This is a genomic window from Enterococcus sp. SB12 (assembly GCF_030910025.2).
Taxonomy (GTDB): Bacteria; Bacillota; Bacilli; order Lactobacillales; family Enterococcaceae; genus Enterococcus_B; species Enterococcus_B faecium.
Genome location: NZ_CP175675.1, coordinates 957,622 through 982,812 on the forward strand (window position 1 = coordinate 957,622; position 25,191 = coordinate 982,812).

At 38.1% G+C, this 25,191-nt stretch carries 27 protein-coding genes and 1 pseudogene; 25 read left to right on the forward strand and 3 right to left on the reverse strand.

The window, feature by feature from the left end; genetic code table 11:
• Nucleotides 1–38: 38 nt before the first annotated feature.
• The 10 genes from RBL01_RS04665 to asnB all read left to right on the forward strand — a co-directional run bounded on the left by RBL01_RS04665 (nucleotide 39) and on the right by asnB (nucleotide 10,151).
• Nucleotides 39–512 (forward strand): phage terminase small subunit P27 family, encoded by a 474-nt coding sequence (locus RBL01_RS04665; RefSeq protein WP_307780933.1) that lies wholly within the window; start codon nucleotides 39–41, stop codon nucleotides 510–512.
• Nucleotides 509–2,203 (forward strand): terminase large subunit, encoded by a 1,695-nt coding sequence (locus RBL01_RS04670; RefSeq protein ID WP_307780932.1) that lies wholly within the window; start codon nucleotides 509–511, stop codon nucleotides 2,201–2,203. The genes RBL01_RS04665 and RBL01_RS04670 overlap by 4 nt, the downstream gene beginning before the upstream one ends.
• Nucleotides 2,169–2,354, forward strand: coding sequence for a hypothetical protein (locus tag RBL01_RS04675; RefSeq protein ID WP_002317249.1), 186 nt, complete (start codon nucleotides 2,169–2,171; stop codon nucleotides 2,352–2,354). The genes RBL01_RS04670 and RBL01_RS04675 overlap by 35 nt, the downstream gene beginning before the upstream one ends.
• A 3-nt stretch (nucleotides 2,355–2,357) precedes the next feature.
• Nucleotides 2,358–3,533, forward strand: a complete 1,176-nt coding sequence (locus RBL01_RS04680) for a phage portal protein (protein ID WP_195640795.1) — start codon at nucleotides 2,358–2,360, stop codon at nucleotides 3,531–3,533.
• Nucleotides 3,526–5,049, forward strand: coding sequence for a phage major capsid protein (locus tag RBL01_RS04685; RefSeq protein WP_307780931.1), 1,524 nt, complete (start codon nucleotides 3,526–3,528; stop codon nucleotides 5,047–5,049). The genes RBL01_RS04680 and RBL01_RS04685 overlap by 8 nt, the downstream gene beginning before the upstream one ends.
• A 55-nt stretch (nucleotides 5,050–5,104) precedes the next feature.
• A complete protein-coding gene (locus RBL01_RS04690; RefSeq protein WP_048721460.1) occupies nucleotides 5,105–5,389 on the forward strand; it encodes a head-tail connector protein in 285 nt (94 codons plus the stop codon).
• Nucleotides 5,376–5,708, forward strand: coding sequence for a phage head closure protein (locus tag RBL01_RS04695; RefSeq protein WP_307780930.1), 333 nt, complete (start codon nucleotides 5,376–5,378; stop codon nucleotides 5,706–5,708). The genes RBL01_RS04690 and RBL01_RS04695 overlap by 14 nt, the downstream gene beginning before the upstream one ends.
• 455 nt (nucleotides 5,709–6,163) lie before the next feature.
• A complete protein-coding gene (locus RBL01_RS04700) occupies nucleotides 6,164–6,460 on the forward strand; it encodes a hypothetical protein (RefSeq protein WP_104889744.1) in 297 nt (98 codons plus the stop codon).
• Nucleotides 6,461–6,956: 496 nt separating this feature from the next.
• The gene (gene bsh, locus RBL01_RS04705) at nucleotides 6,957–7,931 is read left to right on the forward strand and encodes a choloylglycine hydrolase (RefSeq protein WP_002317802.1); all 975 of its coding nucleotides are present in this window, start codon (nucleotides 6,957–6,959) and stop codon (nucleotides 7,929–7,931) included.
• Nucleotides 7,932–8,255: 324 nt separating this feature from the next.
• Nucleotides 8,256–10,151 carry an asparagine synthase (glutamine-hydrolyzing) gene (gene asnB / locus RBL01_RS04710; RefSeq protein WP_002293915.1) on the forward strand — a complete coding sequence of 632 codons (1,896 nt, stop codon included), beginning with the start codon at nucleotides 8,256–8,258 and terminating at the stop codon, nucleotides 10,149–10,151.
• 194 nt (nucleotides 10,152–10,345) lie between these two features.
• Here asnB and RBL01_RS04715 read toward each other — a convergent pair whose 3' ends face one another.
• Nucleotides 10,346–10,792, reverse strand: coding sequence for a DUF2188 domain-containing protein (locus tag RBL01_RS04715; RefSeq protein WP_002288531.1), 447 nt, complete (start codon nucleotides 10,790–10,792; stop codon nucleotides 10,346–10,348).
• Between the two features lie 212 nt (nucleotides 10,793–11,004).
• Between RBL01_RS04715 and rpmG the strand changes: the two genes are divergently transcribed.
• The gene (rpmG, locus tag RBL01_RS04720) at nucleotides 11,005–11,169 is read left to right on the forward strand and encodes a 50S ribosomal protein L33 (RefSeq protein ID WP_002320810.1); all 165 of its coding nucleotides are present in this window, start codon (nucleotides 11,005–11,007) and stop codon (nucleotides 11,167–11,169) included.
• 87 nt (nucleotides 11,170–11,256) lie between these two features.
• The gene (locus tag RBL01_RS04725; RefSeq protein ID WP_002296121.1) at nucleotides 11,257–11,775 is read left to right on the forward strand and encodes a dihydrofolate reductase; all 519 of its coding nucleotides are present in this window, start codon (nucleotides 11,257–11,259) and stop codon (nucleotides 11,773–11,775) included.
• A 76-nt stretch (nucleotides 11,776–11,851) separates the two neighbouring features.
• Here RBL01_RS04725 and RBL01_RS04730 read toward each other — a convergent pair whose 3' ends face one another.
• On the reverse strand, nucleotides 11,852–12,808 hold the full coding sequence (locus RBL01_RS04730; RefSeq protein ID WP_002293906.1) for an ABC transporter substrate-binding protein: 957 nt from the start codon (nucleotides 12,806–12,808) through the stop codon (nucleotides 11,852–11,854).
• A gap of 165 nt (nucleotides 12,809–12,973) precedes the next feature.
• Here RBL01_RS04730 and RBL01_RS04735 point away from each other — a divergent pair, with 165 nt between their 5' ends.
• From RBL01_RS04735 to RBL01_RS04780, 10 genes and pseudogenes are all read left to right on the forward strand, one after another.
• Complete coding sequence (locus RBL01_RS04735) at nucleotides 12,974–13,780, forward strand: ABC transporter ATP-binding protein (RefSeq protein ID WP_002319728.1); 807 nt, start codon at nucleotides 12,974–12,976, stop codon at nucleotides 13,778–13,780.
• On the forward strand, nucleotides 13,777–14,766 hold the full coding sequence (locus RBL01_RS04740) for a FecCD family ABC transporter permease (protein WP_002293904.1): 990 nt from the start codon (nucleotides 13,777–13,779) through the stop codon (nucleotides 14,764–14,766). The genes RBL01_RS04735 and RBL01_RS04740 overlap by 4 nt, the downstream gene beginning before the upstream one ends.
• The gene (locus tag RBL01_RS04745) at nucleotides 14,763–15,767 is read left to right on the forward strand and encodes a FecCD family ABC transporter permease (protein ID WP_002319727.1); all 1,005 of its coding nucleotides are present in this window, start codon (nucleotides 14,763–14,765) and stop codon (nucleotides 15,765–15,767) included. Before RBL01_RS04740 ends, RBL01_RS04745 begins: the two co-directional genes overlap by 4 nt.
• A 131-nt stretch (nucleotides 15,768–15,898) precedes the next feature.
• On the forward strand, nucleotides 15,899–16,441 hold the full coding sequence (locus RBL01_RS04750; RefSeq protein ID WP_002289886.1) for a 5-formyltetrahydrofolate cyclo-ligase: 543 nt from the start codon (nucleotides 15,899–15,901) through the stop codon (nucleotides 16,439–16,441).
• 19 nt (nucleotides 16,442–16,460) lie between these two features.
• Entirely contained in the window at nucleotides 16,461–17,159 is a 699-nt protein-coding gene (locus RBL01_RS04755; protein ID WP_002289885.1) for a rhomboid family intramembrane serine protease, read from the forward strand.
• 20 nt (nucleotides 17,160–17,179) lie between these two features.
• Nucleotides 17,180–17,392, forward strand: a complete 213-nt coding sequence (locus tag RBL01_RS04760) for a YqgQ family protein (protein WP_002293902.1) — start codon at nucleotides 17,180–17,182, stop codon at nucleotides 17,390–17,392.
• Entirely contained in the window at nucleotides 17,392–18,354 is a 963-nt protein-coding gene (locus RBL01_RS04765) for an ROK family glucokinase (RefSeq protein WP_002288462.1), read from the forward strand. The genes RBL01_RS04760 and RBL01_RS04765 overlap by 1 nt, the downstream gene beginning before the upstream one ends.
• Nucleotides 18,355–18,371: 17 nt before the next feature.
• A complete protein-coding gene (locus tag RBL01_RS04770; protein ID WP_002288461.1) occupies nucleotides 18,372–18,767 on the forward strand; it encodes a rhodanese-like domain-containing protein in 396 nt (131 codons plus the stop codon).
• 162 nt (nucleotides 18,768–18,929) lie between these two features.
• Nucleotides 18,930–19,295: a DUF488 domain-containing protein gene (locus tag RBL01_RS04775; protein WP_002288459.1), complete on the forward strand. Its 366-nt coding sequence runs from the start codon at nucleotides 18,930–18,932 to the stop codon at nucleotides 19,293–19,295.
• Nucleotides 19,292–21,102: pseudogene (locus RBL01_RS04780) on the forward strand (FAD/NAD(P)-binding protein). Before RBL01_RS04775 ends, RBL01_RS04780 begins: the two are co-directional and overlap by 4 nt.
• 61 nt (nucleotides 21,103–21,163) lie before the next feature.
• Here the strand turns inward: RBL01_RS04780 and RBL01_RS04785 are convergent.
• Nucleotides 21,164–21,331 carry a DUF3042 family protein gene (locus tag RBL01_RS04785; protein WP_002288457.1) on the reverse strand — a complete coding sequence of 56 codons (168 nt, stop codon included), beginning with the start codon at nucleotides 21,329–21,331 and terminating at the stop codon, nucleotides 21,164–21,166.
• A 248-nt stretch (nucleotides 21,332–21,579) separates the two neighbouring features.
• On the opposite strand from RBL01_RS04785, the gene galE reads away from it, so the two are divergent.
• Genes galE through RBL01_RS04800 form a run of 3 tightly spaced genes read left to right on the forward strand, consistent with a single transcriptional unit; the run spans nucleotide 21,580 to nucleotide 25,069 of the window.
• Complete coding sequence (gene galE, locus RBL01_RS04790) at nucleotides 21,580–22,569, forward strand: UDP-glucose 4-epimerase GalE (protein ID WP_002288452.1); 990 nt, start codon at nucleotides 21,580–21,582, stop codon at nucleotides 22,567–22,569.
• An 11-nt stretch (nucleotides 22,570–22,580) separates the two neighbouring features.
• On the forward strand, nucleotides 22,581–24,065 hold the full coding sequence (galT, locus tag RBL01_RS04795) for a UDP-glucose--hexose-1-phosphate uridylyltransferase (RefSeq protein WP_002288451.1): 1,485 nt from the start codon (nucleotides 22,581–22,583) through the stop codon (nucleotides 24,063–24,065).
• A gap of 23 nt (nucleotides 24,066–24,088) precedes the next feature.
• Nucleotides 24,089–25,069 (forward strand): LacI family DNA-binding transcriptional regulator, encoded by a 981-nt coding sequence (locus RBL01_RS04800; protein ID WP_002326912.1) that lies wholly within the window; start codon nucleotides 24,089–24,091, stop codon nucleotides 25,067–25,069.
• Nucleotides 25,070–25,191: the final 122 nt, after the last annotated feature.

The following is a 25,191-nucleotide window of genomic DNA, read 5'->3' on the forward strand; positions in this document are numbered from 1 at the left end:
CTGGCGTTCCTTTTTCTTTTGTCTGAAAGGAGGATAACATGGGACACCCAAAATTATTGGAAGATACAAAAGGCAATATATCAAGCGAAGAAAAGGCAATCCGTGTGGACGCTAGAGAAGAATTGTTCAAGCAGCAACCATTAATAAATATCACGCCCCCTGACTGGATGGCGGCGAGTGCCAGAAGTGAGTGGAAACGTGTAATCACTGCTCTAAAAAAAGATTATCCATTGAGTGAAACGGATTATGGGTCATTGGTGGCATACTGTTTAGCCTTTGCACGAGTCAAGACTGCGGAAGCAGAAATTAAAAAGTCAGGAACGTTTGTTACTTGCGAAAATGGCGTAAAAAAAGCCAATCCAGCGGTTCGGGTTCAATCACAAGCCATGAGCGATTTGAAAAAACAAGCCACGTCATTAGGTATGACCTTAGAATCACGATCAAGACTAGCTTTGAATAAGGTTAAAAATGATGAACCCGAAGACCCATTCAAAGAGTTGATGAATTCATGAATGATTACATTGAGAAAGTCCTATCAGGTAAGCTGACTGCACCCAAGAAAATTATCCAAGCGTGTGAGCGCCATATAAGCGATTTGGAGCGTTCTAAGTCAGATAGCTTCCCTTATGTGTTCGATGAAGAACAAGCCACCAAAGCGATTAAATTCATGCAATTACTACCAGCAACGAACGGTGACAAGATTGATATGCTAGGCTTTCAGAAGTTTATTATTGGTTCATTGTATGGGTGGCGAACTAAAGAGAATGATTATAGGCGATTCAATCGAGCGCTAATCTCAATGGCACGTAAGAATGGAAAGACATATCTAGTGAGCGGCTTAGGAGCTAATGCGTTGATTCTTGAGAAAGAACCGGCGGAAGGAAGACAGGTATTGTTTACCGCTAACAGCCATAAGCAAGCTAAACTGGGCTATGACATGCTTTCTAATTCGCTTAGAAACGTGGTCAAATCTAGTAAGTTTTTAAGACCACAACTAAAGATTATGAACTCTAAGATTCAGCATTTACCTTCTAATTCGTTCGCTATGGCATTGGCTAGTGAAACCAGCACGTTAGATGGATTTGGCGCCACGGTTGCTATCAGAGATGAAGCTCATGAGAACAAAGATAGAAAGGTTGAAAACGTCCTTAAATCGGGTATGGCACAACAAAAAAATGGGTTACTTGCTACTATTTCAACCGCTGGTCTATCGTTGAATGTTCCACTTTATGAAGATTATTTGCTTACAAATTTAATTCTTGAAGGTAAGGAGCAAGCTGACAGGTATTTCATAGCGATATGGGAATTAGACGATCCCGAAGAAATTCACGACCAAGAAAAATGGATCAAAGCGAACCCGATTTTTGAAAGCGAAGAAATCAAGAAAGTAATGATTCCGACCATTCAAGATGATGTGGACTTGGCATTGAAGCAGAACAATCTAAATGCTGTGCTGGTTAAATCATTCAACTTATGGCGACAAGCCAGTGAGGACAGCTATATGATTGCTGAAGACTGGCAGGCAACCGAAGTAGAACCACAAGATATTACAGGCAAGCCCGTTTATATCGGAGTGGATTTATCTAAAACAGATGATTTAACTAGCGTTTCATGGATCGTACCGCTAGATAACGGCGAACTTTATTGTGATTCTCATAGCTTTGTAGCCACCAAATATGGGCTTCAAGACAAAGAAAAGCGCGACGGTTTGCCTTATCGAGAACTAGAAAAAGCTGGTGAGTATTCCATTACTCAATTAGAAAGTGGAATCGTGGACTATGACCAAGTATTTCAGTTTATTCAAGATTTGATTCAAGAAAATGATTTGGAATGTATGGGGATTTGTTATGACCCGTATAACGCTAATTCGCTTATTAGTAAAGCTGAAAAAGCCAACTACCCAATGTTAGAAGTAAGACAAGGAACGATTACTCTAAACGTTCCGACCCGAACTTTTAGAGAACAAGTTTATGAAGGCAACGTTATTCACAATAAAAATACGATTCTCACCCATGCAGTGAACAACGCTATTTTAAAAACGGATAACAACGGCATTCAGATTAATAAATCAAAGAACAGTAACAAAATTGATCCAATAGCTGCATTAATCAATGCCTATGTGTTTGCAATGGATTACTTCACCACAACGGAAGGAGCGAAAGCAGACAATGAATTTTATACAAGTGAAGAATTTTCTTTCTAATTACATTCATACCGTTCTTTTACTTCTCGGATTGGTGTGTGTGTTGGTTGCAATCACCTTACTAACAAATGTCTACTATGGCTTGTTAGCGCTGGGCATAGTGCTTATTGGGGTAGCGGTCATGCTAAATACAGAACAGAAGGGAGGTTAAAAGATGGCATTTTTTAAAGCGAGACAAAATACAACGGGAGATCCTTTCCTACAACATGTGGTATCAATCCAATCGGATGATTACACCACCAGCTTTACAAGCGTTCGTGCATTAAGAAATAGTGATGTGTTTGCAGCCGTTCGAATTATTGCTAGTGATATTGCTTCAAGTCCGATTCAATTGGTCAAAAACAATATGCCACAAGCTGATAATGAACTGGTGAAGTTACTAAACGAGAAACCTAATTCAGAAATGGATGGTTGGCATTTAAAGTTTGCTTTGGCGGTCAATATGTTGCTAAACGGTAATAGCTTTGCAGAGATTAAACGCAACGGTGAAAAGGTAGAAGAAATTCACTTATTACCTAACTCAAGTGTAACGGTTACTCAATTAGATAATGGTACGTTGTCTTATCAGATTGGTGATAAAAAAAGACGTGTGAAGTCTAGCGATATTTTGCACTTCAAATATTTCACCCAAGATGGTTTAACAGGATTACCACCACTTTATGCGTTACGTGATGAACTGAAAATTCAACAAGCTGGCAACCGCACATTGCACAATTTCTTTACTCGTGGTGTCAGTGGGTCAGGTATTTTGAAGGTTCATAAGTCAGATTTAGACGGATCAGCAAAGAACGCAATTCGTGAAAAGTTTGAAGAAGCCAACGGTTCAAGTAGTGGAGATAATGCTCTTAGAACGATCATTCTTGATGAAACAATGGACTACAAAACATTAGAAATAAACACCGATGTTTTGAAGCTTATCAATTCCAATGATTGGAACACAAAACAAATTGCCAAGGCGTTTGGTGTACCGATTGAGCGTTTAGGCGTTGAAAATGAACATTCTAGCACAGTTCAAAGTAATCTCCAATACATTCAAAGCACATTGATTCATTACTTTAATGTCTTTGTGAGTGAATTTGATACAAAACTAGAAACCAACACACGCTTTAATTCCGATCAGTTACTAGAGACTGACCCCGAAAACAAAGTAAAGAACGTATTGGAACAGGTCAAAGGATCGCTACTCACAATTAATGAAGGGCGGTCGAAAATGGGGCTACCCCCAATGGATGGCGGAGATCGTTTACTAGCAAGTTTGAACTTTACTTATTTAGATACATTAGAGAAATACCAATTAAAAGAACAGGAAGGAGTTACACCAGTTGAATAACGAAGAAGAAAAAGAAAAACGGCTGACAGAAGAAGCCGATCTAAAAGCCGATTCTCCCAAAGTGGAGAAAGAAAATGAAGAACAACCAACAGACGGTAAAACTATTTCAGGCTATGCGTTGAAATTCGGGCAACCGTCAAAAGATTTAGGCGGCTTTGTGGAAGTCATTACACCCGAAGCATTAAAAGAGGTGGATTTATCAAATGTGTTCTTATTGCAGAACCATGATTATAGCAAGCCTTTAGCAAGCGTTAAAGCAGGCACGTTAAAATTAAACATTGATGATGTTGGTTTACATTTTGAAGCAACATTGAATGATACCAGCTATGCCAATGATGTATATGAGAATGTCTCAAAAAAATTGCTTGATTCTATGTCATTTGGTTTTGTGTTAGGGATCGATTCCTTCGACAAAAAAGAAGATGGTGAGGTAGTCCGATCCATTGAAAAAATGAAAGCCTTGAATGAAATTAGTGTCGTGACCGTTCCCGCTTATGATTCATCAAATGTCCAAGTCAATAAGCGTTCTTACGAATCGTTTATGAGTAACAACCAAGCAAAGCAAACAAACAATAGCTTAGAATCCACTTCTAAAGCACAAAAGGAGAGTAATAACATGGAAAAAACTTTAATCGATAACGAAAAAACAGAAATGCGTGGGTATGAAGAATATATCCGTTCACAAGGCGAAGTGCGTGATGGAGTCACTACTGTAAATGCGGCGGCAGTTGTACCAGAAGAAGTAATTGGTGAAGTATTTGACTTGAAACGTTCAAGTTATAATTTGGCACAATATGCAACAGTAAAAACAGTATCAAATGGACAAGGTAAATATCCAGTAGCAACTAACCAACAAGCAGTGTTAGCAACAAAAGCTGAACTCGCTGAAATTGGTGATATTGACGCTGAAATGTTTACTTCAGTTGATTATAAAGTAGAAACTCGTGCTGGCAAGATTGCCTTATCAAATGAGGTTGTGGAAGATTCAGCAGTAAATATCGTTCAAGAAGTCAAAGATCAGTTAGCGAAATTGGTTGAAAATACCGACAATAAGCATATCGTGGATTTGTTGAAAACATTCACCAAGAAAACGGCTGCTACGTTGGACGATTTGAAACAACTATACAATGTGGCATTAGACCCAGCATTAAATAAAATGGTAATTCTAAACCAAAGCGGATATCACCACCTAGATACATTGAAAGATTCAGATGGACGTTACATTTTACAACCCGATGTGACAGCGCCTAGTGGTAGATCATTGTTCGGTATGCCAGTAGTAATGATTGCAGATACATTGTTTGCCAATCCTAAAGTTGGAACATTCCCTATGATTATGGGGGATATTGCACAATCTATCTTTGTTGCTCGTAGAAATCAAGTAACGACTCAATGGGAAAAATTCGATTATTATTCTCAAGGTTTAGCGGTAATTGTGCGAAATGATTACAAGAAAATTGATGAAAATGCTTCAGTTTATATTGAGTTTACGCCAGTTGTAACACCAAAAGTATAGAAAAATATTGGGCGGCGGAATTTTCCGCTGCCATTTTCATTAGGGGGGGGATAGAATGCCAACATTAGAAGATTTAAAAAATAGTTTGCGGATAGACCATAATTTTGATGATGGATTATTGCAGCAATTACTAGATACAGCTTGTCAGTACGTTATCAGTGCTATTGATTCAAAAGCAGAAGAAGGCGTCATAGAGGCTTATAAGCAGTTTAATTGGGCAGTGTCATTACTTACTCAGCATTGGTATGAAACAAGAGACACTCCAAACAGTGAACGTATGCCAGTAACGGTACAAGCCTTAATCCAGCAAATGAGGGGGCTATACTATGCCGATCATTAAAAATATCAATGAATTAAATGAACGAATAGACGTTATCACAGTAAAGACTAAACCAGGGCCAATGCCTGGTGAAGATGTTGAAACAATTATTTTTAGTTGTTGGGCTAAAATACGAACCCAAAATATTAAAGATGTAAAAGAAATGGCTGGGACAACGTATGATGACACCTTAGAAATAGTCATTCGTCAAGACCAAAAAAAGACTATCACTACCAAAATGAAGATAGACTGGCAAGGGAATCGTTATAGTGTCGTGAAAGTCAATCCAGACACGGCTTTTAAAGAATATATGGTACTTTTAGTAAAGCAAACTAATTAAGATTACAGTTGTAAACGTTGTAAGAATTTAGTATAATTAAGGTAGTAAATGAAGGGGTAGCTGCCCGAATTTTGCAAGACTTAGCTAGTCGAAATCTATTGTTGGACTGAAAATTGTAGGTGTGGTTGCAAACATGCTGGACTAAGAAAGATGATAGATGATGAACGTTCAAAATTATTTGTTGCTCCGTCGCTTATCGGCTCAACATTCCTGACGACAGTCGGGGCTACGCTTTTTTGCTAAGCGGAATGCAGAAGCTAGTTTTAATTCAAAAATTGTTTTTCATAAGGTGAACCATTGTTGACAGTAGTTAATGAGTGGTCACGAATTGTTTTAAATTCGTTTGATAATTTTAACGGGCACGTCCTTTATGGGCGTGTTTTTTTGTATTTTGTTAAAATTGAATATAAAAAGTGTATATTAGAGTGTAAGATAAATTTTAGGAGATGATTAGATTGATAAAAGAAGAAAAAATCCTTGTCGAATTTGAAGAAGTAATAAATAAAATGATTGCGGAGACTACACCATTTCCTGCAAGGTTTAAACAGATGATTCAAGAAAGTTCAATTTTGGAAGCTTGTCAAGCGTTACTAGAGAGTAATAAAATCAGTGACGGCTTTACGTCCATGATTCTAAAAAATAGAATGGATTTAACGGTAGAATATGTAGTAGCAAACAACGAAGAATTCCAAAAACTTTTTACTGAGAAACAAATAAATCATGCTAAAGAAAGAATTCAAAATAATAATTAACCCCCACGGCTTATTGAAGTTTTTTGACCAGTCAGTGACCCAGACACGCTTGAAAAACATTGATTCTTACTGATTATTTTTTTTACTAAAAGGAGTCCTTTTGCTTTCAGATAAGGGAAAATGACAGTATATTCAATGTTTCTGTGATTCCTGTACCTTCCTTATATCAACGATTAGAGGTTGTGAAGAAGCTGTCCTGCATCAAGTAATAAGAACGGCCAAACAAAAATAGCTTTTCCTATTTTTTCGTTTGGTTGGGCTTATTACCGCAGATGCAAGCTTTTGAACACCGTTTGTTCGGAATAAGGGGCTGTGACAAGACTTTTGTCACAGCCCCTTATTGTTGTACTTTTAACCTACAATATTTTTTGATTCCCCCTGAGTACTATTTTTTATAAATGCTAGTAAATCAATCTTCTTTGGCCTTTTTTTTGATAAAAAAAATACTAGATGTAAGATAAAAGTGTAAAAACGATTTGTTTTAGGAGGGGAAACGATGTGTACCGCAATCACTTATGCAACGAAAGACCATTATTTTGGAAGGAATTTTGATTATGAGATGTCTTATAATGAAGTAGTCACTATTACTCCAAGAAATTATCGTTTCGATTTTAGAAAGGTAAAAAATTTAGATAAACATTATGCAATGATAGGAATAGCAGCTGGGGTATCCAACTATCCACTCTATTATGAGGCTACAAATGAAAAAGGGTTGAGTATGGCAGGACTGAATTTTCCTGGCAATGCTGATTATAAAGAATTACAAGAAGGAAAAGATAACGTTGCACCATTTGAGTTTATTCCATGGATACTAGGGCAATGCTCAACCATAGACGAAGCTAAAGAATTATTGGCTACTATCAATCTAGTCAATATCGATTTTAGTGAAAAACTACCCTTGTCACCTTTACACTGGTTATTAGCTGATAAAGAAAAATCGATAGTAATTGAAAGTATGAAAGATGGACTTCATTTATATGATAATCCTGTCGGTGTGTTGACAAATAATCCGCCATTTGATTATCAATTATTTAATCTGAACAATTATCGCTCGCTATCAAATGGAACACCAGAAAATCATTTTTCAAACCAGATCAGCTTGAATGTTTATAGTCGTGGGATGGGAGGATTGGGCTTACCTGGAGATCTCTCTTCTGTTTCTCGATTTGTAAAAGCCACATTTACTAAAATGAATGCTGCATCAGGTGATTCAGAATCTGAAAGTATCAGTCAATTTTTTCATATACTAGGCTCAGTCGAGCAACAAAAAGGAGTATGCGATACTGGAGAAGGAAAATACGAATATACGATTTATTCTTCTTGCTGTAACGTTGATAAAGGGATTTATTATTATCGTACGTATGAAGACAGTCAAATTACTGCTGTAAATATAAATAAAGAAGACTTGGATCGTCATGAATTGGTCAGTTATCCAGTCATAAAAGAGCAACAGATAAACTATGTCAATTAATTAATGAATAGATCCGTTTGGTATCATATTTTCTGATACAGTCATAATTAGACACGATCTTTAGGTCGTGTCTTTTTTTGCTGGTTTTTTTGGAAATAGCATCCACTAATATTTTTTTAACACGAAGAGAATAAGGTAGCCTCAAAAAAGAAAACATGGTAAATTAGATATTGGGACTTTATTTTCTGTAAAAACAGAAACTTTCATCTTTTGTTTTCACGTGACGAAATTGTAAGAGAGAAAATATTCGTCCGCTATTTATTCTATGATAAGATGCATATGAATGAAATAAACAGTAATTTTATATTAGGATGTGAAAGTTAAATGTGCGGTATTGTAGGTTTTGTTAACGACAAGGACAACAAAAAAACAATTATTAATACAATGATGGATCGAATCGTTCATCGTGGACCTAATAGTTCAGGAGAATATATCGATAAACATGTTGCTTTAGGATTCAGAAGATTAAGTATTATTGACTTAGAGGGCGGTACTCAGCCTATTTACAATGAAGATCGGACAAAGATCATTATTTTTAATGGCGAAATCTATAATTACCAGCCTTTGAGAGAAGAATTGATTGCAGCTGGCCACGTTTTTCAAACACATGCAGATACAGAAGTCCTTTTGCATGGTTACGAAGAATGGGGAACAGAATTATTGCAAAAGATCCGCGGAATGTTTGCTTTTGCTATTTGGGATAATGAAAAGAATGAGTTATTCGGTGCAAGAGACCACTTTGGGATCAAACCATATTATTATGCAGAAATGAACGGAACATTTATGTTTGGTTCAGAAATCAAAAGTTTTCTGCCTCATCCTGATTTTAACAAAGAATTGAACAAAGAAGCGTTGAAACCTTATATGACTTTCCAATATTCTCCATTAAACGGCGAAACATTCTTCAAAGATGTCTATCGTTTGCCTGAAGGCCATTATTATACGTATAAAGATGGAAAACTAGACATTCAGCAATATTGGGATGCAGATTTTGAAACAAAAGAAACGCATTCCCGACAAGAATGGATCGAAAAAATCGACGAAACCGTTCAAGCTTCTATTGAAGCACATACGGTCAGTGATGTAGAAGTTGGTTCTTTCTTATCCAGCGGGGTTGATTCCAGTTATGTAACCTCTGTATTGAAACCAGATCATTCTTTCTCAATCGGGTTTGATGATAAAACCTATAATGAAGCGATTGAAGCCAGAAAACTAACCGAACTATTGGACTTAGATAATACAGCAGCAGTGATCGACGGAGACATGTCGTTCAAAGCATTCCCTTTGATCCAGTATCACTTAGATGAACCTGATTCAAATCCTTCTTGCGTACCTTTGTACTTTTTAGCAAATCTTGCTTCACAAAGTGTGCGGGTAGTCCAATCTGGAGAAGGGGCGGATGAACTGTTTGCGGGATACCAAACGTATGGATTCCATACGAATTCAAAATTCATCCGTGTGATTGCTCAAGGATTGAAAAAATTACCAAAAGGAACACGCTATAATTTAGGACGTAAAATCGGAAAAATGAAAAATTTCCATGGACGGATCCATTTATATGAATCACTTGCTCCTGCAAAAGAATATTTTATCGGTCATGCTCGAGTGTTCGAAGAATCAGAAGCATCAGAAGTGTTAACACCAAAATATCAAACAGCACCATCTGTGGATGAAATCATGACTGTTCATTACGAGAAAACAGAAGGAATCAAAGATGAAGTCAATAAGATGCAATATGTCGATCTTCATCAATGGATGCCAAAAGATATCTTGTTAAAGGCAGATAAACTTTCTATGGCAAGTTCTTTGGAAGTCCGAGTACCTTTATTGGATATCGAAGTCATGAAATTGGCTCAACAAATACCAAGTAAGTTTTTATTGAATCAAAACAACACAAAAGATATTTTCAGACAAGCTGCGAACAAACATCTTCCGGAAGAATGGTCGAATCGTGTGAAATTAGGATTCCCTGTGCCAATCAAAGCTTGGTTGAAAGAAGAACACGGCTACGAACAAGTCAAAGCATTGTTCGAAGCAGATTTTGCAAAAGAATTTTTTGATCAAGAAAAAATCATGAAGTTGCTAGATGACCATCACGAAGGACGTAAAGAAGAGCAAAGAAAAATCTGGACAATCTTCAGTTTCTTGACATGGTATAAAGTCTACTTTGTAGATGAAACGATTCCGCAAGCAGAAGCAATCGACTATGTGACTGTTTGATGAAAATCAAATATCAATAAAAAAGAGGTTTTCTCCTACCGTTTAACACTGAGTGATAAGAAACAATTTCAAAAAACAGCTCTTCCCGTTTTATAGATATTATGACTTATGGTTCGGAGTTGGCAGAGGAACACCATTGTTTCGAACATAAGGGGGTTGTGACACGATTTTCGTCACAACCCCTTTACATATGTTCAATAATCGATTTCTTTTTCTTTTGTCCCATCTTTTTTATAAATGAACAAAGTTGATTCTTTGTTTTGTGCTACTTGCTTTCCTTTTTCGATTGCTTCTTTTTTTGTATCAAAATGGTTGCTTGCCTTTTTTGCCCCTTTAGATTTCACGATCCATTGTTCTTCCTCATATTCTACGATCACATCTGAATCAAGCAGTTTTCCAGCACGAGGATTCGTATCGTGTTCATCCGTCTTGCTTGGATTTTTTTCTTTTTCGAAAGTTCGTTTTTCTGATTCACTAGCATCTTCATACCATTTTTTTGCTTGATCAATGGCAATTGGGATCGCACGGTTATCAGGGTACCCTTCATCTAATAATGCATTTGCGATGTCGATTGCTTTTTTTCTTGTCAATTTATCTAAGTTTTTCATTGATGCAGGAAAGTCCTTCATGTTCCATGGCATATTAGTATCCCCCTTTATTAAAAAACATAATCTATATAAACAAGTGTAAGGGTATTTATACAAAAAGAAAAAGATTTTGTTTGAGAAGTAAAACCGTTGTATTTATCGTCAAGTAGTTTTACTTAACAAAATCGTGAAAAACACTAGCAATCTAGAAAAAATCATGGTAAGATAATCAAGTCTGAGAGTCATCTTAGAGGATTCTTGTAAAAATGGGAGGGAAAAACATGCGCGTAAACATCACTTTAGAGTGTACTTCTTGTAAAGAACGTAACTATCTAACAAGCAAAAACAAACGTAACAATCCTGATCGTTTGGAAAAACAAAAATATTGCCCACGCGAACGCAAAGTTACTTTGCACCGTGAAACAAAATAATGTTTTTAAAGTTCTCAATTCCTTGCTGGTCAAAGAATTGAGACTTTTTTTATCTCAAAACATCTAAAATCATAAGGAGCGGATAATATGTTTATTTCCATGTGGGCACAAGATAAAAATGGTCTGATCGGCAAAAATGGTTTGTTACCATGGCGATTGCCAAATGATATGCGTTTCTTTCGCGAACATACAATGGATCGAATTTTAGTGATGGGAAGAAAGACCTATGAAGGAATGGGGGATCTTTCACTTCCTTATCGCCATATCATCGTGTTGACAACGCAACCAAATTTTCGCACGAAAGAAAATGCGGAAGTAATGCATTCGATCGATGAACTTTTGTCGTATAGTCAAACGATCTCAGAAGATATCTATGTTTCGGGTGGTAGTCGGATTTTTCAAGAACTTCTTCCTTACACTGGTCGGATCTGGCGAACATTGATCGATAGCACGTTTGAAGGCGATACGTATATTGGGAATATTGATTTTTCAGACTTCGCCCTTATAGAGGAGTATGAGGGGATAACGGATCAAGAAAATCTATATGCCCATCGTTTTCAAAAATGGGAAAGAGTAAAAAATAGGGTTGCTTCAAAAGAAGAATAAAATCTATGCGTCTAGTTTGTTAATAAGAAAAAAAGCATCTCACGACTAATCGTGAAGATGCTTTTTTTAGTTAAAATCAATTTAGTTTTTCTTTGATATCATTGACCATTTCCTGACTGGCAATAGGTCCGTTATATAGCCAACTAGATTCAGGTCCGAATTGCAGTACATGATTGTCTGTCACTGCTTTAAGATTCTTCCAGCTTGGTTCATTGAACATGGCAGCATCTTTGTCACTGTTCACAAGGATGATGTAGTCAGCATCTAATTCAGCTAGCTTTTCAGAGGAAACAGCAGACCAGTCAGAAGTGGCTTTTTTGGAGACCTCTTCCACTAGATCAGGAACACCAAATTCCAGATCGTCGTATACGATTCTTCCACTTGACCGATTTTTGCTGACCATAAAGGCTGAGTTGTTGGTCACCCACAACACTGCAGCTGTCTTGTTCTCGATTTTATCTGCTAGTTCTTCTCGAGTTTTCTTGATGGATTTTTGATAATCGGAAATGATCTTTTCTGCCTCTTTTTCTTTTGCCAAAGCTTTGCCGACATCTTTTAGTTGTTCTTCCCATGTGACATCTGTTCCGTTTTTTACAACATAAGTTGGCGCGATTTTGCTATATTGTTCGTATTTCCCGCCTTCGACAGTAGCGGAAGAAGAAATCAACAGCAAATCAGGCTCAAAGCTTAACACTTTCTCATAAGGAAGGTCATAAGAAATCGTTGGGACATCCTTTAAATCATCTTGCAGATAATCTTGAATGGAACCACTGCCAACAGTCCACTGGGCGATAGGTTTTTCCCCTAGTGCAATCAGATAGTCTTCTAAGTAACTGCCGATGATCCGTTTGGGCGCGTTTGGAATCTCTACTTTATGTCCAAGTGTATCTGTGACTGTATGAGTACTATTGGATGAAGTCGTCGAATTGGCAGTTGTAGCTGTTTCTTTATCTGAAGAGGGGGAGCAAGCGCTCAGTACTCCAGCCAGCAGCAATATGCTAGATAATGTGAATACTTTTGTTTTTAATTTCATTTCTTTCCTCCTAACATAATTGAGAATCTTTCTCATTGGTTATTATTCCTGATATTTCGAACGCTGTCAACCGCTTCATTTGGCTATAGATATGAAAGTAGCGCTTGACGAAATGTTGAAACAGCGTCATAATTGAGAATGATTTTCAGCGAAAGGATGGGTGAAATGACGAGATTAAGAGCAGCTGACATTGCAGCCGGCTACGAAAACAAAAAAATCATTGAAAACATGTCTGTTACGATTCCTGAAGGGAAAATCACTAGTTTGATTGGGCCAAATGGAAGTGGAAAATCTACTTTATTGAAAAGTTTTACCCGTATACTACCTGTGAAATCAGGAAAGATCATTGTCAATAACTCTGATATCTCTACATACAGTTCAAAAGAACTTGCAAAAAAAATTGCATTATTAGCACAAACTAGTGAACACCCTACAGGTATGACAGTAGAAGAAGTAGTATCTTACGGACGATACCCTTATCAAAAACTGTTCAGTGGCATGGACACGCAAGATCATGAAGCAATCGAGTGGGCGTTGGATGCTACAGGTCTAGCTGGATTTCGTATGCGGGATATCGCAACGCTGTCTGGTGGACAAACCCAGCGTGTCTGGATCGCTATGGCGCTTGCTCAGGAAACAGATATCTTGATCTTGGATGAACCGACAACATTTTTAGATCCGGCACACCAATTAGAGATCCTACAGTTATTGACTGAAATCAATCAAATGAAACAAACAACGATCTTGATGTCGATTCATGACATTAATCATGCTTCACGTTTTTCAGATTATTTATTAGCAATGAAAAACGGTAAGTTGATCACAGAAGGTACACCTGAAAAAGTGATCACAAAAGAGTGTATGAAAAAAATATTTGAGATTGATGCAACGATTGTCACGCTTCCAAGAACAAATAAACCAGTTTTTCTAACCTATGATTTGTTGCCAAAAGAGCAGGAGGATCAATTATGAGGACTATGAAGAAAAATAGACTCCTGCTTTTGGTCTGTTTTGTTCTTTTGATTATTTTTTTTGTTGCTCTTTCAAATGGCGCAGCGACTGTGGGAAAAGCAGATTTTTGGCAGGCGTTGTTTGATTTTGATAGATCAAAACAAAGTCACCAAATCATACGAAATATTCGTTTGCCTCGTGTGGCGGGAGCATTTCTTGTAGGGAGTTGTTTTGCATTGAGCGGTGCATTGATGCAAGGAGTGACAAGAAATCCTTTAGCAGATTCAGGCTTACTAGGAATCAACGCGGGTGCTTCGTTGGCAATGGCCCTTAGTTTTGCTTTTTGGCCTAAAGCTTCTGATTTTTCTGTGTTTCTAATGTCATTGGCAGGTTCTTTTGCTGTAACTTTGCTCGTATTTGGTTTTTTGCAGTTTTCGAAAATGGGCATGAATCCTTTACAGCTGATTTTAGCTGGCGTAGCTATTAGTTCTTTTTTTACTGCTATCAGCCAAGCACTTACCCAATTCTTTAATCTGCAGCAGGATCTTGCTTTTTGGTTTGTAGGCGGAGCTGCCAATATCACATGGAAACAATTAGCAGTATTGTTTCCTTTATATATACTTGCTGTTTTGGTTTCTTTTTCATTAGGAAAAGCAATATCTTTGATTCATTTGAGTGAAACACATGCATTAGCTCTTGGAAGTCATCCTAAACGAACGCGGTTGATTGTTTTCTGTCTAGTTGCAGTGTTAGCAGCCATTGCCGTTTCGTTAGTCGGACCTGTTTCATTTATTGGGCTGTTGGTTCCGCCAGTTGTTCGCGGAATGGTTGGAACGGACTATCGTTATGTTCTACCTGTCTCTTTTTTAGTTGGCGGTGGATTGGTTATGTTGGCGGATTTTACAGCGAGGATGATCAATCCCCCTTTTGAAACACCTTTTGGATTAGTCATTGCATTGATTGGCGTTCCGTTTTTACTGATACAAGTAAGGAGGGAACAACGGTGAAAAAAATATATTGGACGTTCTATTTCTTGCTTTTTGTACTTGTCATCCTGTCTATAGGTAGTTTAATGATTGGTACGCCTTTTATTTACCTGGATCAGCTTTTTGCCACGTTCATAGGGAAAGAATCATCTTCTTTGGCGCTGATTGTTAGAGAATTTCGAGTTCCTCGATTACTGATCAGTTTATTAGCAGGAGCTTGTCTTGGCGTTTCTGGTTATATCTTGCAAGGAGTAACAAGAAATGAATTGGCAGATTCTAGTATATTGGGCATTAATGCCGGAGCAGGATTTTTAGTGATGCTTTATTTAGGTTTCTTTTCGCACTATTCGCTGCCGTTTCTATTGCTAGTTGTAGCCTTTCTAGGTGGTGTTTTAGCTGCTTGCTGTGTCTATCTTGCGGCCTATGATCGAAATGGCTTTTTGGGTATGAATCGAATCTTATTGTCCGGTATTGCCGTTAATGCCGGCCTTTCTGCATTAACATTGCTATGCACGATCCAATTATCTAAGGAAAATTATGGATTTGTGAATGCATGGTTAGCGGGATCAATCTGGGGTGCGAGCTGGCCTTATGTTTGGGCATTGCTTCCATGGGCGGTTATCTTAATTCCGCTAGGAGGACTTTATGCACAGAGGATTGGATTGCTATCATTTGGTCAAGAACGCGCGCAAGGATTAGGCCTTAACGTGGCTAAAAGTCAAAAAATCCTTTTGTTGTTAGCTGTTGCTTTGGCAAGCGGTAGTGTAGCGGTGACAGGTAGTTTATCTTTTGTAGGACTACTAGCTCCTCATGCTGCGAAGCTAGTCGTACGTAAAGAAAATAACTGGACCTTTGTTCTGAGCGGTTTGTTCGGTTCCATTTTTCTGCTTAGTGCAGATATGGTTGCTAGAGTGATTCTACCAAGTGGGGAAGTACCTACAGGAATTTTGATTGCCCTTTTTGGTGCGCCATATTTTCTGTATGCACTTTTTATCAGACAAAAACACGCGCTGAACAGTTGAAATTCATTAAAAAAGGAAGGCCAATCATTTCTAGGTCTTCTTTTTATTCTATTTATGCATTTATTTGAAAGTTCGATTGCTATTTTTCTTTTTTTCCTATACCATTTTATGAGAGAAGGAAGGGTGAGTTTTTGGACCAATTGAAAGTAAGATTACGCCGGAAAGGAATCGAAAAGCTGAAAAATCTGGCCAAAAGTGGCAAGAAAAAGGAAAAAGAACAGCGAATCTATAAACAGCTATTCGCCAGCGAGTACTGGAAGTCAGCAAAAGTGATAGGGACGACTTTATCGAATGAATTTGAACTGGATACACAGCCGGTTATCCAACGAGCAGAAAAAGAACAAAAGAAAATAGTTGTACCTAAAACTTTGCCGAAACGTCAGATGGCGTTTTATGAAATGGATGAACAGTCCGTTCTTGTACGTTCGAGTTTTGGTGTTCTTGAGCCACAATCAGAGAAGCTCTATTTGCCGGAGATGATCGATCTCCTCATTGTACCAGGTATTATCTACAATAGAGCCGGTTATCGAATCGGTTTTGGCGGTGGTTATTACGACCGGTATTTAAATAATTTTCATAAAAAAACATGTAGCCTTGTTTTTCGTGAACAATTGAATGAACAATGGCAACCGGAGAGCTTTGATCAGAAGATCCAACAATTGTTTATTGACTAAAATGAAATGGGAGGTTTTCATGAATTATCAACAGCAAATAAAATTGCGTGCATGGTTAAGACGACCGTTATGGACCTATGCTTTTTTAGGGATACAGACAGCAGTCTTCCTCATGATGGAATTATTTCCGCGACTTGAGATCCCTTATTATGCCGGAATGTATGGTCCTTATCTTGTTCACTTCAATGAATGGTGGCGTTTAGTGACACCAATCTTCATCCATTTTGGACTGATGCATTTCGTAATGAACTCACTGATACTGTATTTTATGGGGCAGCAAATCGAGGCAATCTATGGCCATTGGCGTTTTTTCTTGATTTATATGTTCAGCGGGATAATGGGAAATACAGCAAGCTTTGCTTTTAACGAAGCGAATGTTCTGTCTGGTGGTGCAAGTACTTCGATATTCGGTTTGTTCGGTGCGTTGTTTATCTTAGGGTTTCATTTTAAACATAACCCAGCGATCCAGCAGCTAGTCAGACATTTTCTTTTATTTATTGTGTTGACATTTGTTTTTGGTCTTCTGGATACCTCTGTAGATGTTTGGGGACATGTCGGTGGGCTAATTGGCGGATTAGTGTTAGGGAATGTTTTGGGTCTACCGAAACAACAGACAAGCTATTCGATACACCAAAGGATTCTTTCTACACTAGTTTTTGTATTTCTTTTTGTAATATGTATTTTACTGGGTTTAAAAAAATATGGTTTACTTGTATAATATGAAGGAAGTGCTTAAAGATGGAGAGCTTATATGATGTACAGCAGCTGTTCAAAAAATTTGGCATCTTTATCTATGTGGGTGCACGCATCTATGACATTGAATTAATGACTATCGAATTGCGTAATCTGTATGATAGCCGTTTGATTGATCATGATACATACATGACAGCGTGGCGCATATTAAAAAGAGAGCACCGAATTGAAGAAAGCCGAAAGAAAGGAAATTTGTAATGGACAAGAAGATTATTGGGATTGATTTAGGTGGAACAACAGCAAAATTTGCAATTTTAACACCAGAAGGAGAGATTCAGCAAAAATGGAGCATCGATACCAATATTTTGGATGATGGTAAGCATATCGTTCCTGAAATCATTGAATCAATCAATCATCGTTTGAATTTATATAATATGAAAGCCGAAGACTTTATCGGAATCGGCATGGGTACCCCAGGAAGCGTGGACAGCGAAGCTGGAACGGTTATTGGTGCGTATAACTTAAACTGGACAGAAGTTCAATTTGTGAAAAAACTGATCGAGGCAGGAACAGGAATCAAATTCGCTATCGATAATGATGCGAATGTTGCTGCTTTAGGTGAACGATGGAAAGGTGCTGGAGAAAACGATCCAGACGTTGTATTCGTTACTCTAGGAACAGGTGTTGGCGGAGGTATCGTTGCTGGCGGAAATTTGATTCACGGCGTGAGCGGAGCTGGAGGAGAAATCGGACATATCACTGTGGATCCTGAAGGGTTCGAATGTACTTGCGGTAAACGCGGATGTTTAGAAACTGTATCTAGCGCTACAGGTGTGGTACGCCTAGGTCGTTTCTTGGCAGAAGAATACGCAGGGGATTCAAAACTGAAAGCAATGCTAGACAACGGAGAAGAAGTAACAAGTAAAGATATCTTTGAAATGGCTCAAGAAGACGATCCGTTTGCATTGATGGTTGTTGATCGCGTATGCTTCTACTTAGGTTTAGCTTGCGGAAACTTGGGGAATACATTAAATCCGTCAAGTATCGTGTTAGGTGGAGGAGTATCGGCAGCAGGAGAATTTTTACGTAGCCGTGTAGAGAAATATTTTAAAGAATTTACTTTCCCGCAAGTAAGAGAATCAACAAAAATCAAATTAGCAGAGCTTGGTAATGAAGCTGGTGTCATTGGTGCTGCCTCATTAGCCTTGAAATTTGCTTAAAAAAACGGAGGCATTACATGGTTTTATGGGTAATTAATATCATTTTGCTATTGATTGTGCTTGCAATCATCCTTTGGGAAGTCTATCTACGAGTAATGGCCAAACGTTCAGCAACGACTTTGACAGAAGAAGAATTTCGAGAAGGAATGAGAAAAGCACAAGTAATCGATGTTCGCGAAAAAGATGTGTTTGATGCTGGGCATATTTTAGGTGCAAGAAACATCCCTTACACTGTTTTGAAAGATTCATTAGGATCTATTCGAAAAGACCAGCCTGTCTATATTTACGATCAAAAGAAAAGTTTGAGCATCCGTACAGCAAATAAATTACGTAAAGCAGGTTATCAAGAGATTTATTTACTTAAGGGTGGATATGACGGATGGTCTGGAAAAATCAAAAGTAAAAAAGTATAAAACAGATGATTGTATGACAGCTTTAAAAACCGAATCAATCATTAGATTTTGACCAAGATCACATGAACGGCGCAATGGATAGTTGTGCCGTTTATTTTTTTTATTTTGTGCTATTATCTACATATATAAGCTAAGCGAAAAGGCAGAAAGAAGGAAACAACTATGATCAAATTAAAACGTGTTTACCTTGATGCTGAAAAAGAGGATGGCTATAGAATACTCGTGGATAGATTCTGGCCACGAGGAATTTCAAAAGAAAAAGCGCAGTTAGATCTGTGGTTGAAAGAAATTGCACCTAGTAATGAAGCACGCAAAACTTTTGACCATGTACCAGAACGATTTGCTTCATTTGCAAAGAAATACCAGCAAGAATTGATTTTCGAAGAAGAAAAGAAGCAAGCTATTTTTAAACTCAGTCAACTTATGAAAGAACATCCAGTCATTACTTTTGTTTATGGTGCAAAAAATGAACATCAGAACCATGCTGTTTTATTGAAAAAATTTATCGAAATGGAGGCATGCAAATGAAAATAGGGATCATTGGTGCCGGACCTAGAGGATTAAGTGTAGCAGAAAGGATTCTCCATAATAATCAGGACAGACATTCTCTTGAACTTTTTCTTTTCGATCCCAATGGTCCTGGAGGTCGAGTTTGGCGGTTGAATCAGCCACCGGAGTTATTAATGAATTCTGTTTCTCAACAAGTGACGCTTTTTACAGATGAAACATTGTCCAGTGGAGGATTGGTAACACAGGGACCCAACTTGTTTCAATGGAGTAAAGGACCTGCTACAGATTATATCGAACAGACGGTAACCAAAAATAAGCAACTAATTATAGAAGAAATCAATCGTCTGGAAAAAGATCAGCAATCTACTCGATGTTTATACGGACTCTATCAACGCTGGTTTTTCTCAAAGTTGCAAGAAGAATTTCCAGCTTCTATTCAGTTTGTTTATTCTTTAGTAAAAAAGTAAGCAAAAGAAAAGATGGTTATCTTTTACAGACAGATCGGCAAAGCTATTCTATCGATCAGCTTGTTTTAGCAAGCGGTCACTGGGAAAATGATGAGACAGAAGAAGAAAGAGTGTGGGTAGACTACGCAAAGAAAAATGTTTTACTGTATCAGCTTCCTTCTAATCCTGCAGATGTAGATCTTTCGAAGATACCGCCTAAAGAAAATGTCTTTTTAAGAGGTCTAGGCTTAAGTTTTTTTGATTATGTCGGATTGTTTACAGTATCAAGAGGAGGGCGCTTCGAGAACGAAAAGGGAAAACTGGTCTATCATCCATCAGGCAAGGAACCGATTGTATACAGTGGATCAAGAAGGGGGCTCCCTTATTACCCTCGAGGAAGAAATCAAAAGCAAGGCGGAGCAATGGCATGGCCACGGTTACTAACAAAAGAAAACCTGGAGCAATGGCATCAGTCGGGATTTTTGACTGGCGAAACATTTTTTGACTATCTGAAAAAAGACGTTGAGTTGTTTTATTACAAGAAAATCATCGAAGAATATCACTTGCCGATTCCAAAGAAAAATTTTGAGCATGATTTTCTCTCCCTCTCTTCAGAGGAGTGTCTCGGAAAGCATCCAGCACTAATCCCTTATAGATGGGATTGGTCGTATTTAGAAACTCCTCTTGCCTATCAGAATGAGCCCTTTTCAGAAGCTAGCCGAATATTTATTGAAGGGCAGATAAAAGAAGCGGAAAAAGGCAATTGCACAGGAGCATTTGCTTCAACATTTGATGCATTAAAAGACTGGCGTGATCCAATCCGGCAGGCTATTGAATGGCACGTTTTTTCTGCTAAGGAATACAAAGAAATACTATGGGGATGGTTTACTCATCTAAATAGCTTTTTAACGATCGGTCCGCCAATCATTCGGACGAAAGAATTAGCAGCACTGATAGATGCGGGTATTTTTCATTTGATCGAACCGCCATTTGATATTCAGCAAAAGCACAACCGCTATGTTATTTCTCTACAAGATAAAGAAATCAGCAGTCGCTATTTGATTGAAGCTCGATTGCCACAAACAAGCTTTTCTCGTTCAAGTAATCCTGTCATAAAAAATTTGAAGGAAAACAAACTTGTTCGCCCTTTTTCATTTTCAGATAATACAGGAAGTTATCATTCAGAAGCTATAGATGTTGAGCGAGGTACGAATCGCGTGATTGATGCTTCAGGGAAAATCCAGTCTGACTTTTATTGCTATGGAATACCTGTTGAAGGTGTGGATTGGCTAACTGCAGCAGTAGCTAGACCTTATACAGATCCATGGAATCTGAGGCAGGCAGATAAAATAGCACAACTTATATTGACTGACAAATAAAAATACGCATGATGACTTATATGTTTTTTAGAAAGTCTTCATGCGTATTTTTAAATAATTATTAACGAGAAACGCGTTTACGCATTGCTTTTTTACGGTTTTCTTCGATCATTGCTTCTTTTTCGTCAATTGGATCGATCACTGTTTTTTTCACAGAAGCAACCAAACCAGCAACGGCAGCGGCTGTTGCCAGACTTCCTACTAATATTCCAGATACAAATTTTTTCATTGAATCCACCTCATTTATTATTTGTTATATCTATTATGGAACAAAAGAGAAAAAAAGGCTAGTTTTACGTTTGTTTGTAAACCTTTGCAAAAAATCCTTGAAAATGTTTACTAAATGTTTTATTATAAATTTACCATATGAATTTACGAAATTTTACTTTGTTTGTTTTCACCATAAAAGTAAACTTCGTTTTTTTAAATTATATAGAATCAACAAACACAATTTTACTAATCAAAGGAGTGTTTTTTATGACAATTTTAGTACTAGGCGGAGCCGGTTATATCGGTTCGCACGCTGTAGACCAGCTAGTTCAAAAGGGGTATCAAGTAGCTGTGGTAGATAATTTGCTCACAGGTCACAAACAAGCAGTACATCCAGATGCTCATTTTTATGAAGGAGACATCCGGGATAAAGAATTTCTACGTTCCGTATTTGAAAAGGAACCGATTGAAGGAGTAATCCATTTTGCTGCAAGCTCTTTAGTAGGAGAATCTGTCGAAAAACCATTGATGTATTTCAACAACAACGTATACGGTATGCAAATCTTACTTGAAGTCATGCACGAGTTCAACGTGAATAAAATCGTATTCTCTTCTACTGCAGCAACTTATGGAGAGCCGAAAGAGTCTCCAATCACAGAAGATACACCAGCTAATCCTAAAAATCCGTATGGTGAAAGTAAATTGATGATGGAAAAAATGATGAAGTGGTGTGACCAAGCATATGGCATGCGCTATGTCGCTTTGCGCTACTTCAATGTAGCCGGAGCAAAAGCAGATGCATCTATCGGAGAAGATCATACACCAGAAACGCATCTTGTCCCAATCATTTTACAAGTAGCTCTTGGTCAAAGAAAAGCCTTGGCTGTTTATGGAGACGATTATGATACACCAGATGGAACATGTATCAGAGATTATGTTCAAGTAGAAGATTTGATTGCTGCACATATTTTAGCTTTGGAATACTTGAAAGAAGGAAATGAAAGCAACTTCTTCAATTTAGGCAGCAGCAAAGGATACTCAGTCAAGGAAATGCTGGAAGCAGCTAGAGAAGTGACAGGAAAAGAAATTCCAGCAGAAATAGCACCAAGAAGAGCTGGAGATCCTAGCCGATTAGTCGCTTCAAGTGAAAAAGCGAGAGAGATTCTGGGCTGGAAACCTGAATACACAGATATCAAAGCGATTATCAAAACAGCATGGGATTGGCATGTCAGCCATCCAAATGGTTATGAAGAATAGGGGAATGAGATATGTCAATCAGTCAAACGATTTGTGATTTTGCCACACTTGCGATCGAAGCTGGCGGATGGATGGAAATGGACCGCTTATATTTACAGAATCGTCTTTTAGGGATGGTAGGAGAAGATGCTCTAGAAAGCATTGAAGTAAGACCAGTTAAGGAAGAATCTGTAGACTTATTGGATCAGCTTGTCGCTAAGGCAAGAGAAAATGGTGTTCTTTCAGAATTGCCAGCAGAACAAGAGATTTTTGAAGCGCAATTAATGGATTTTCTCACACCGCCACCTTCAGTCGTCAATGCATTCTTTGCACAGCACTATTCGAAAAGCCCAGAGGAAGCAACTGAGTATTTCTTTAATTTAAGTAAGAAAAATGACTACATCAAAACAAGAGCCATCGCAAAAAACATCAAATTTCCGGCAGAGTCGGAGTATGGTGAACTGGAAATCACAATCAATTTATCTAAGCCAGAAAAAGATCCAAAACAAATCGCAGCAGAACGCGAGGCGGTAAAAGTAGACTATCCTACCTGCATGCTTTGCATGGAAAACGAAGGATATAGAGGTCGCTTGAACTATCCAGCCCGCACCAATCACCGGATTATTCGAATGAATCTAGACGGTGAAAGCTGGGGATTCCAATATTCCCCTTATGCTTATTACAATGAACATTCGATCATTTTATCAGAACAACACCGCCCGATGAAAATCACAAAGGAAACATTTGCTAGACTGCTTCGGATTACTGAAGTCTTGCCTCATTACTTTGTTGGTTCGAATGCTGACTTACCAATTGTTGGAGGATCGATTCTTTCTCATGATCATTATCAGGCAGGACGTCATGAATTTCCTATGGCAAAAGCACCGATAGAAAAACTTATCAAACTAGAAGATTATCCGCAAGTCATCGCAGGAGTCGTGAAATGGCCGATGTCTGTGATCCGTTTGCAATCAACAGAGAAAAACTTGCTTATTGAAGCAGCTAACTCAGTATTGGAAAAATGGAAAGCATATTCGGATGAAACAGTATCTATCAGAGCTTTTTCAGCAGATGGTACACCACACCATACGATTACGCCAATTGCACGAAGAAGGGACAATTACTTTGAGTTGGACCTTGTCCTTCGAGACAACAATGTTTCAGAAGAACATCCTGATGGGATTTTTCATCCACATAAAGATGTCCAACATATCAAAAAGGAGAACATTGGGTTGATCGAAGTAATGGGGCTTGCTGTTTTACCACCTCGTTTGAAACCAGAACTAGTAGAAGTAGAGCATTTCTTATTAGGAGAAGAAAACCAGATGGCTGAATATCATCGTCCGTGGGCAGAACAATTAAAAAAAGAACATCCTGATTTGACGAAAGATACGGTCACCGATGTCGTACAAAAATCTGTAGGTCAGGTTTTTGCACGTGTACTGGAAGACGCTGGAGTATTCAAGCGAGATGAAAAAGGACAGGCAGCGTTTGAACGATTTACTGCGATTTTATAAACGTAAAAAAGGAGGAGAGACAAATGGCAACAATTAAAGACATTGCGCAGTTGGCAGGAGTTTCTCCTGCTACTGTTTCAAGAGTTCTCAACTATGATCCTGATCTTTCCGTTGGCTTAGCCACAAAGCAAAAAATTTTTGAAGCAGCAGAACGCTTAAATTATACGAAACATCGTAAAAATGCAGCAAATACTAAGCAAACGCTTCGCCTGATCCAGTGGTACGACGATACGGAAGAGCTTGAAGATCTTTATTATTTATCTATTCGCCTAGGAATTGAAAAAAAGGCAGAAGAAGCAAACGTTACTTTATTGAAAGAAACGTGGGATTCCATTAGTGATCTTCCGGCAGATGGAACGATCGCACTAGGAAAATTCGACGAAGCTCAGTTATTAGAAATGAAAGGATCCCAAAATGCCTTGCTTTTGGTAGATTCTGACGGCACTTCTCAAGGAATCGACTCTCTAGTTGTCGACTTTAAGTCAAGTGTTCAAAAAGTCATTGAACACTTTGTCTCCCATAAAGCGCAACATATCGCTATGCTTGCTGGAACAGAATATACGAAGAAAAACCATCAGCGGCTAAAAGATCCCAGAATTATGGCATTTCAACAAGTTTTGGCAGAAAAAGGCTACGACGAAGGTCTAATTATCGAAGCAGATTTTTCTGTCGAGTCAGGATATCAAGCAGTGAAGCAGTATTTAAAAACGAATCCGCATGTTCCTGATGCGCTTTTTGCAGCTAATGATGCATTAGCGATTGGCGCACTGAAAGCGATTCAAGAAAAAGGTTTAGTGGTACCAGAAGATATTTCTGTGATGGGTTTCAATGATGTCAGTGTAGCGAAATATGTAACGCCCTCTCTTTCTACTGTAAAAGTTTATACCGAATGGATGGGAGAGCTAGCAGTGGAGACGATTCTTCAATTAAGTAATTCCAAAGCACCGGTTTCAAGAAAGATTATTGTGGAAACAGAGTTGATTATTCGAGAATCAACGAAATAAAAGATGGAAAAGCTGTGGGGAAATGGAGTGATACCGCAGCTTTTTTGTGTTTCAGGAAGGGGCAAAATTTGCCCGCCAGCAGATAATCATGTATCATTGTACTAGTTTTGCCTTTGGTATTT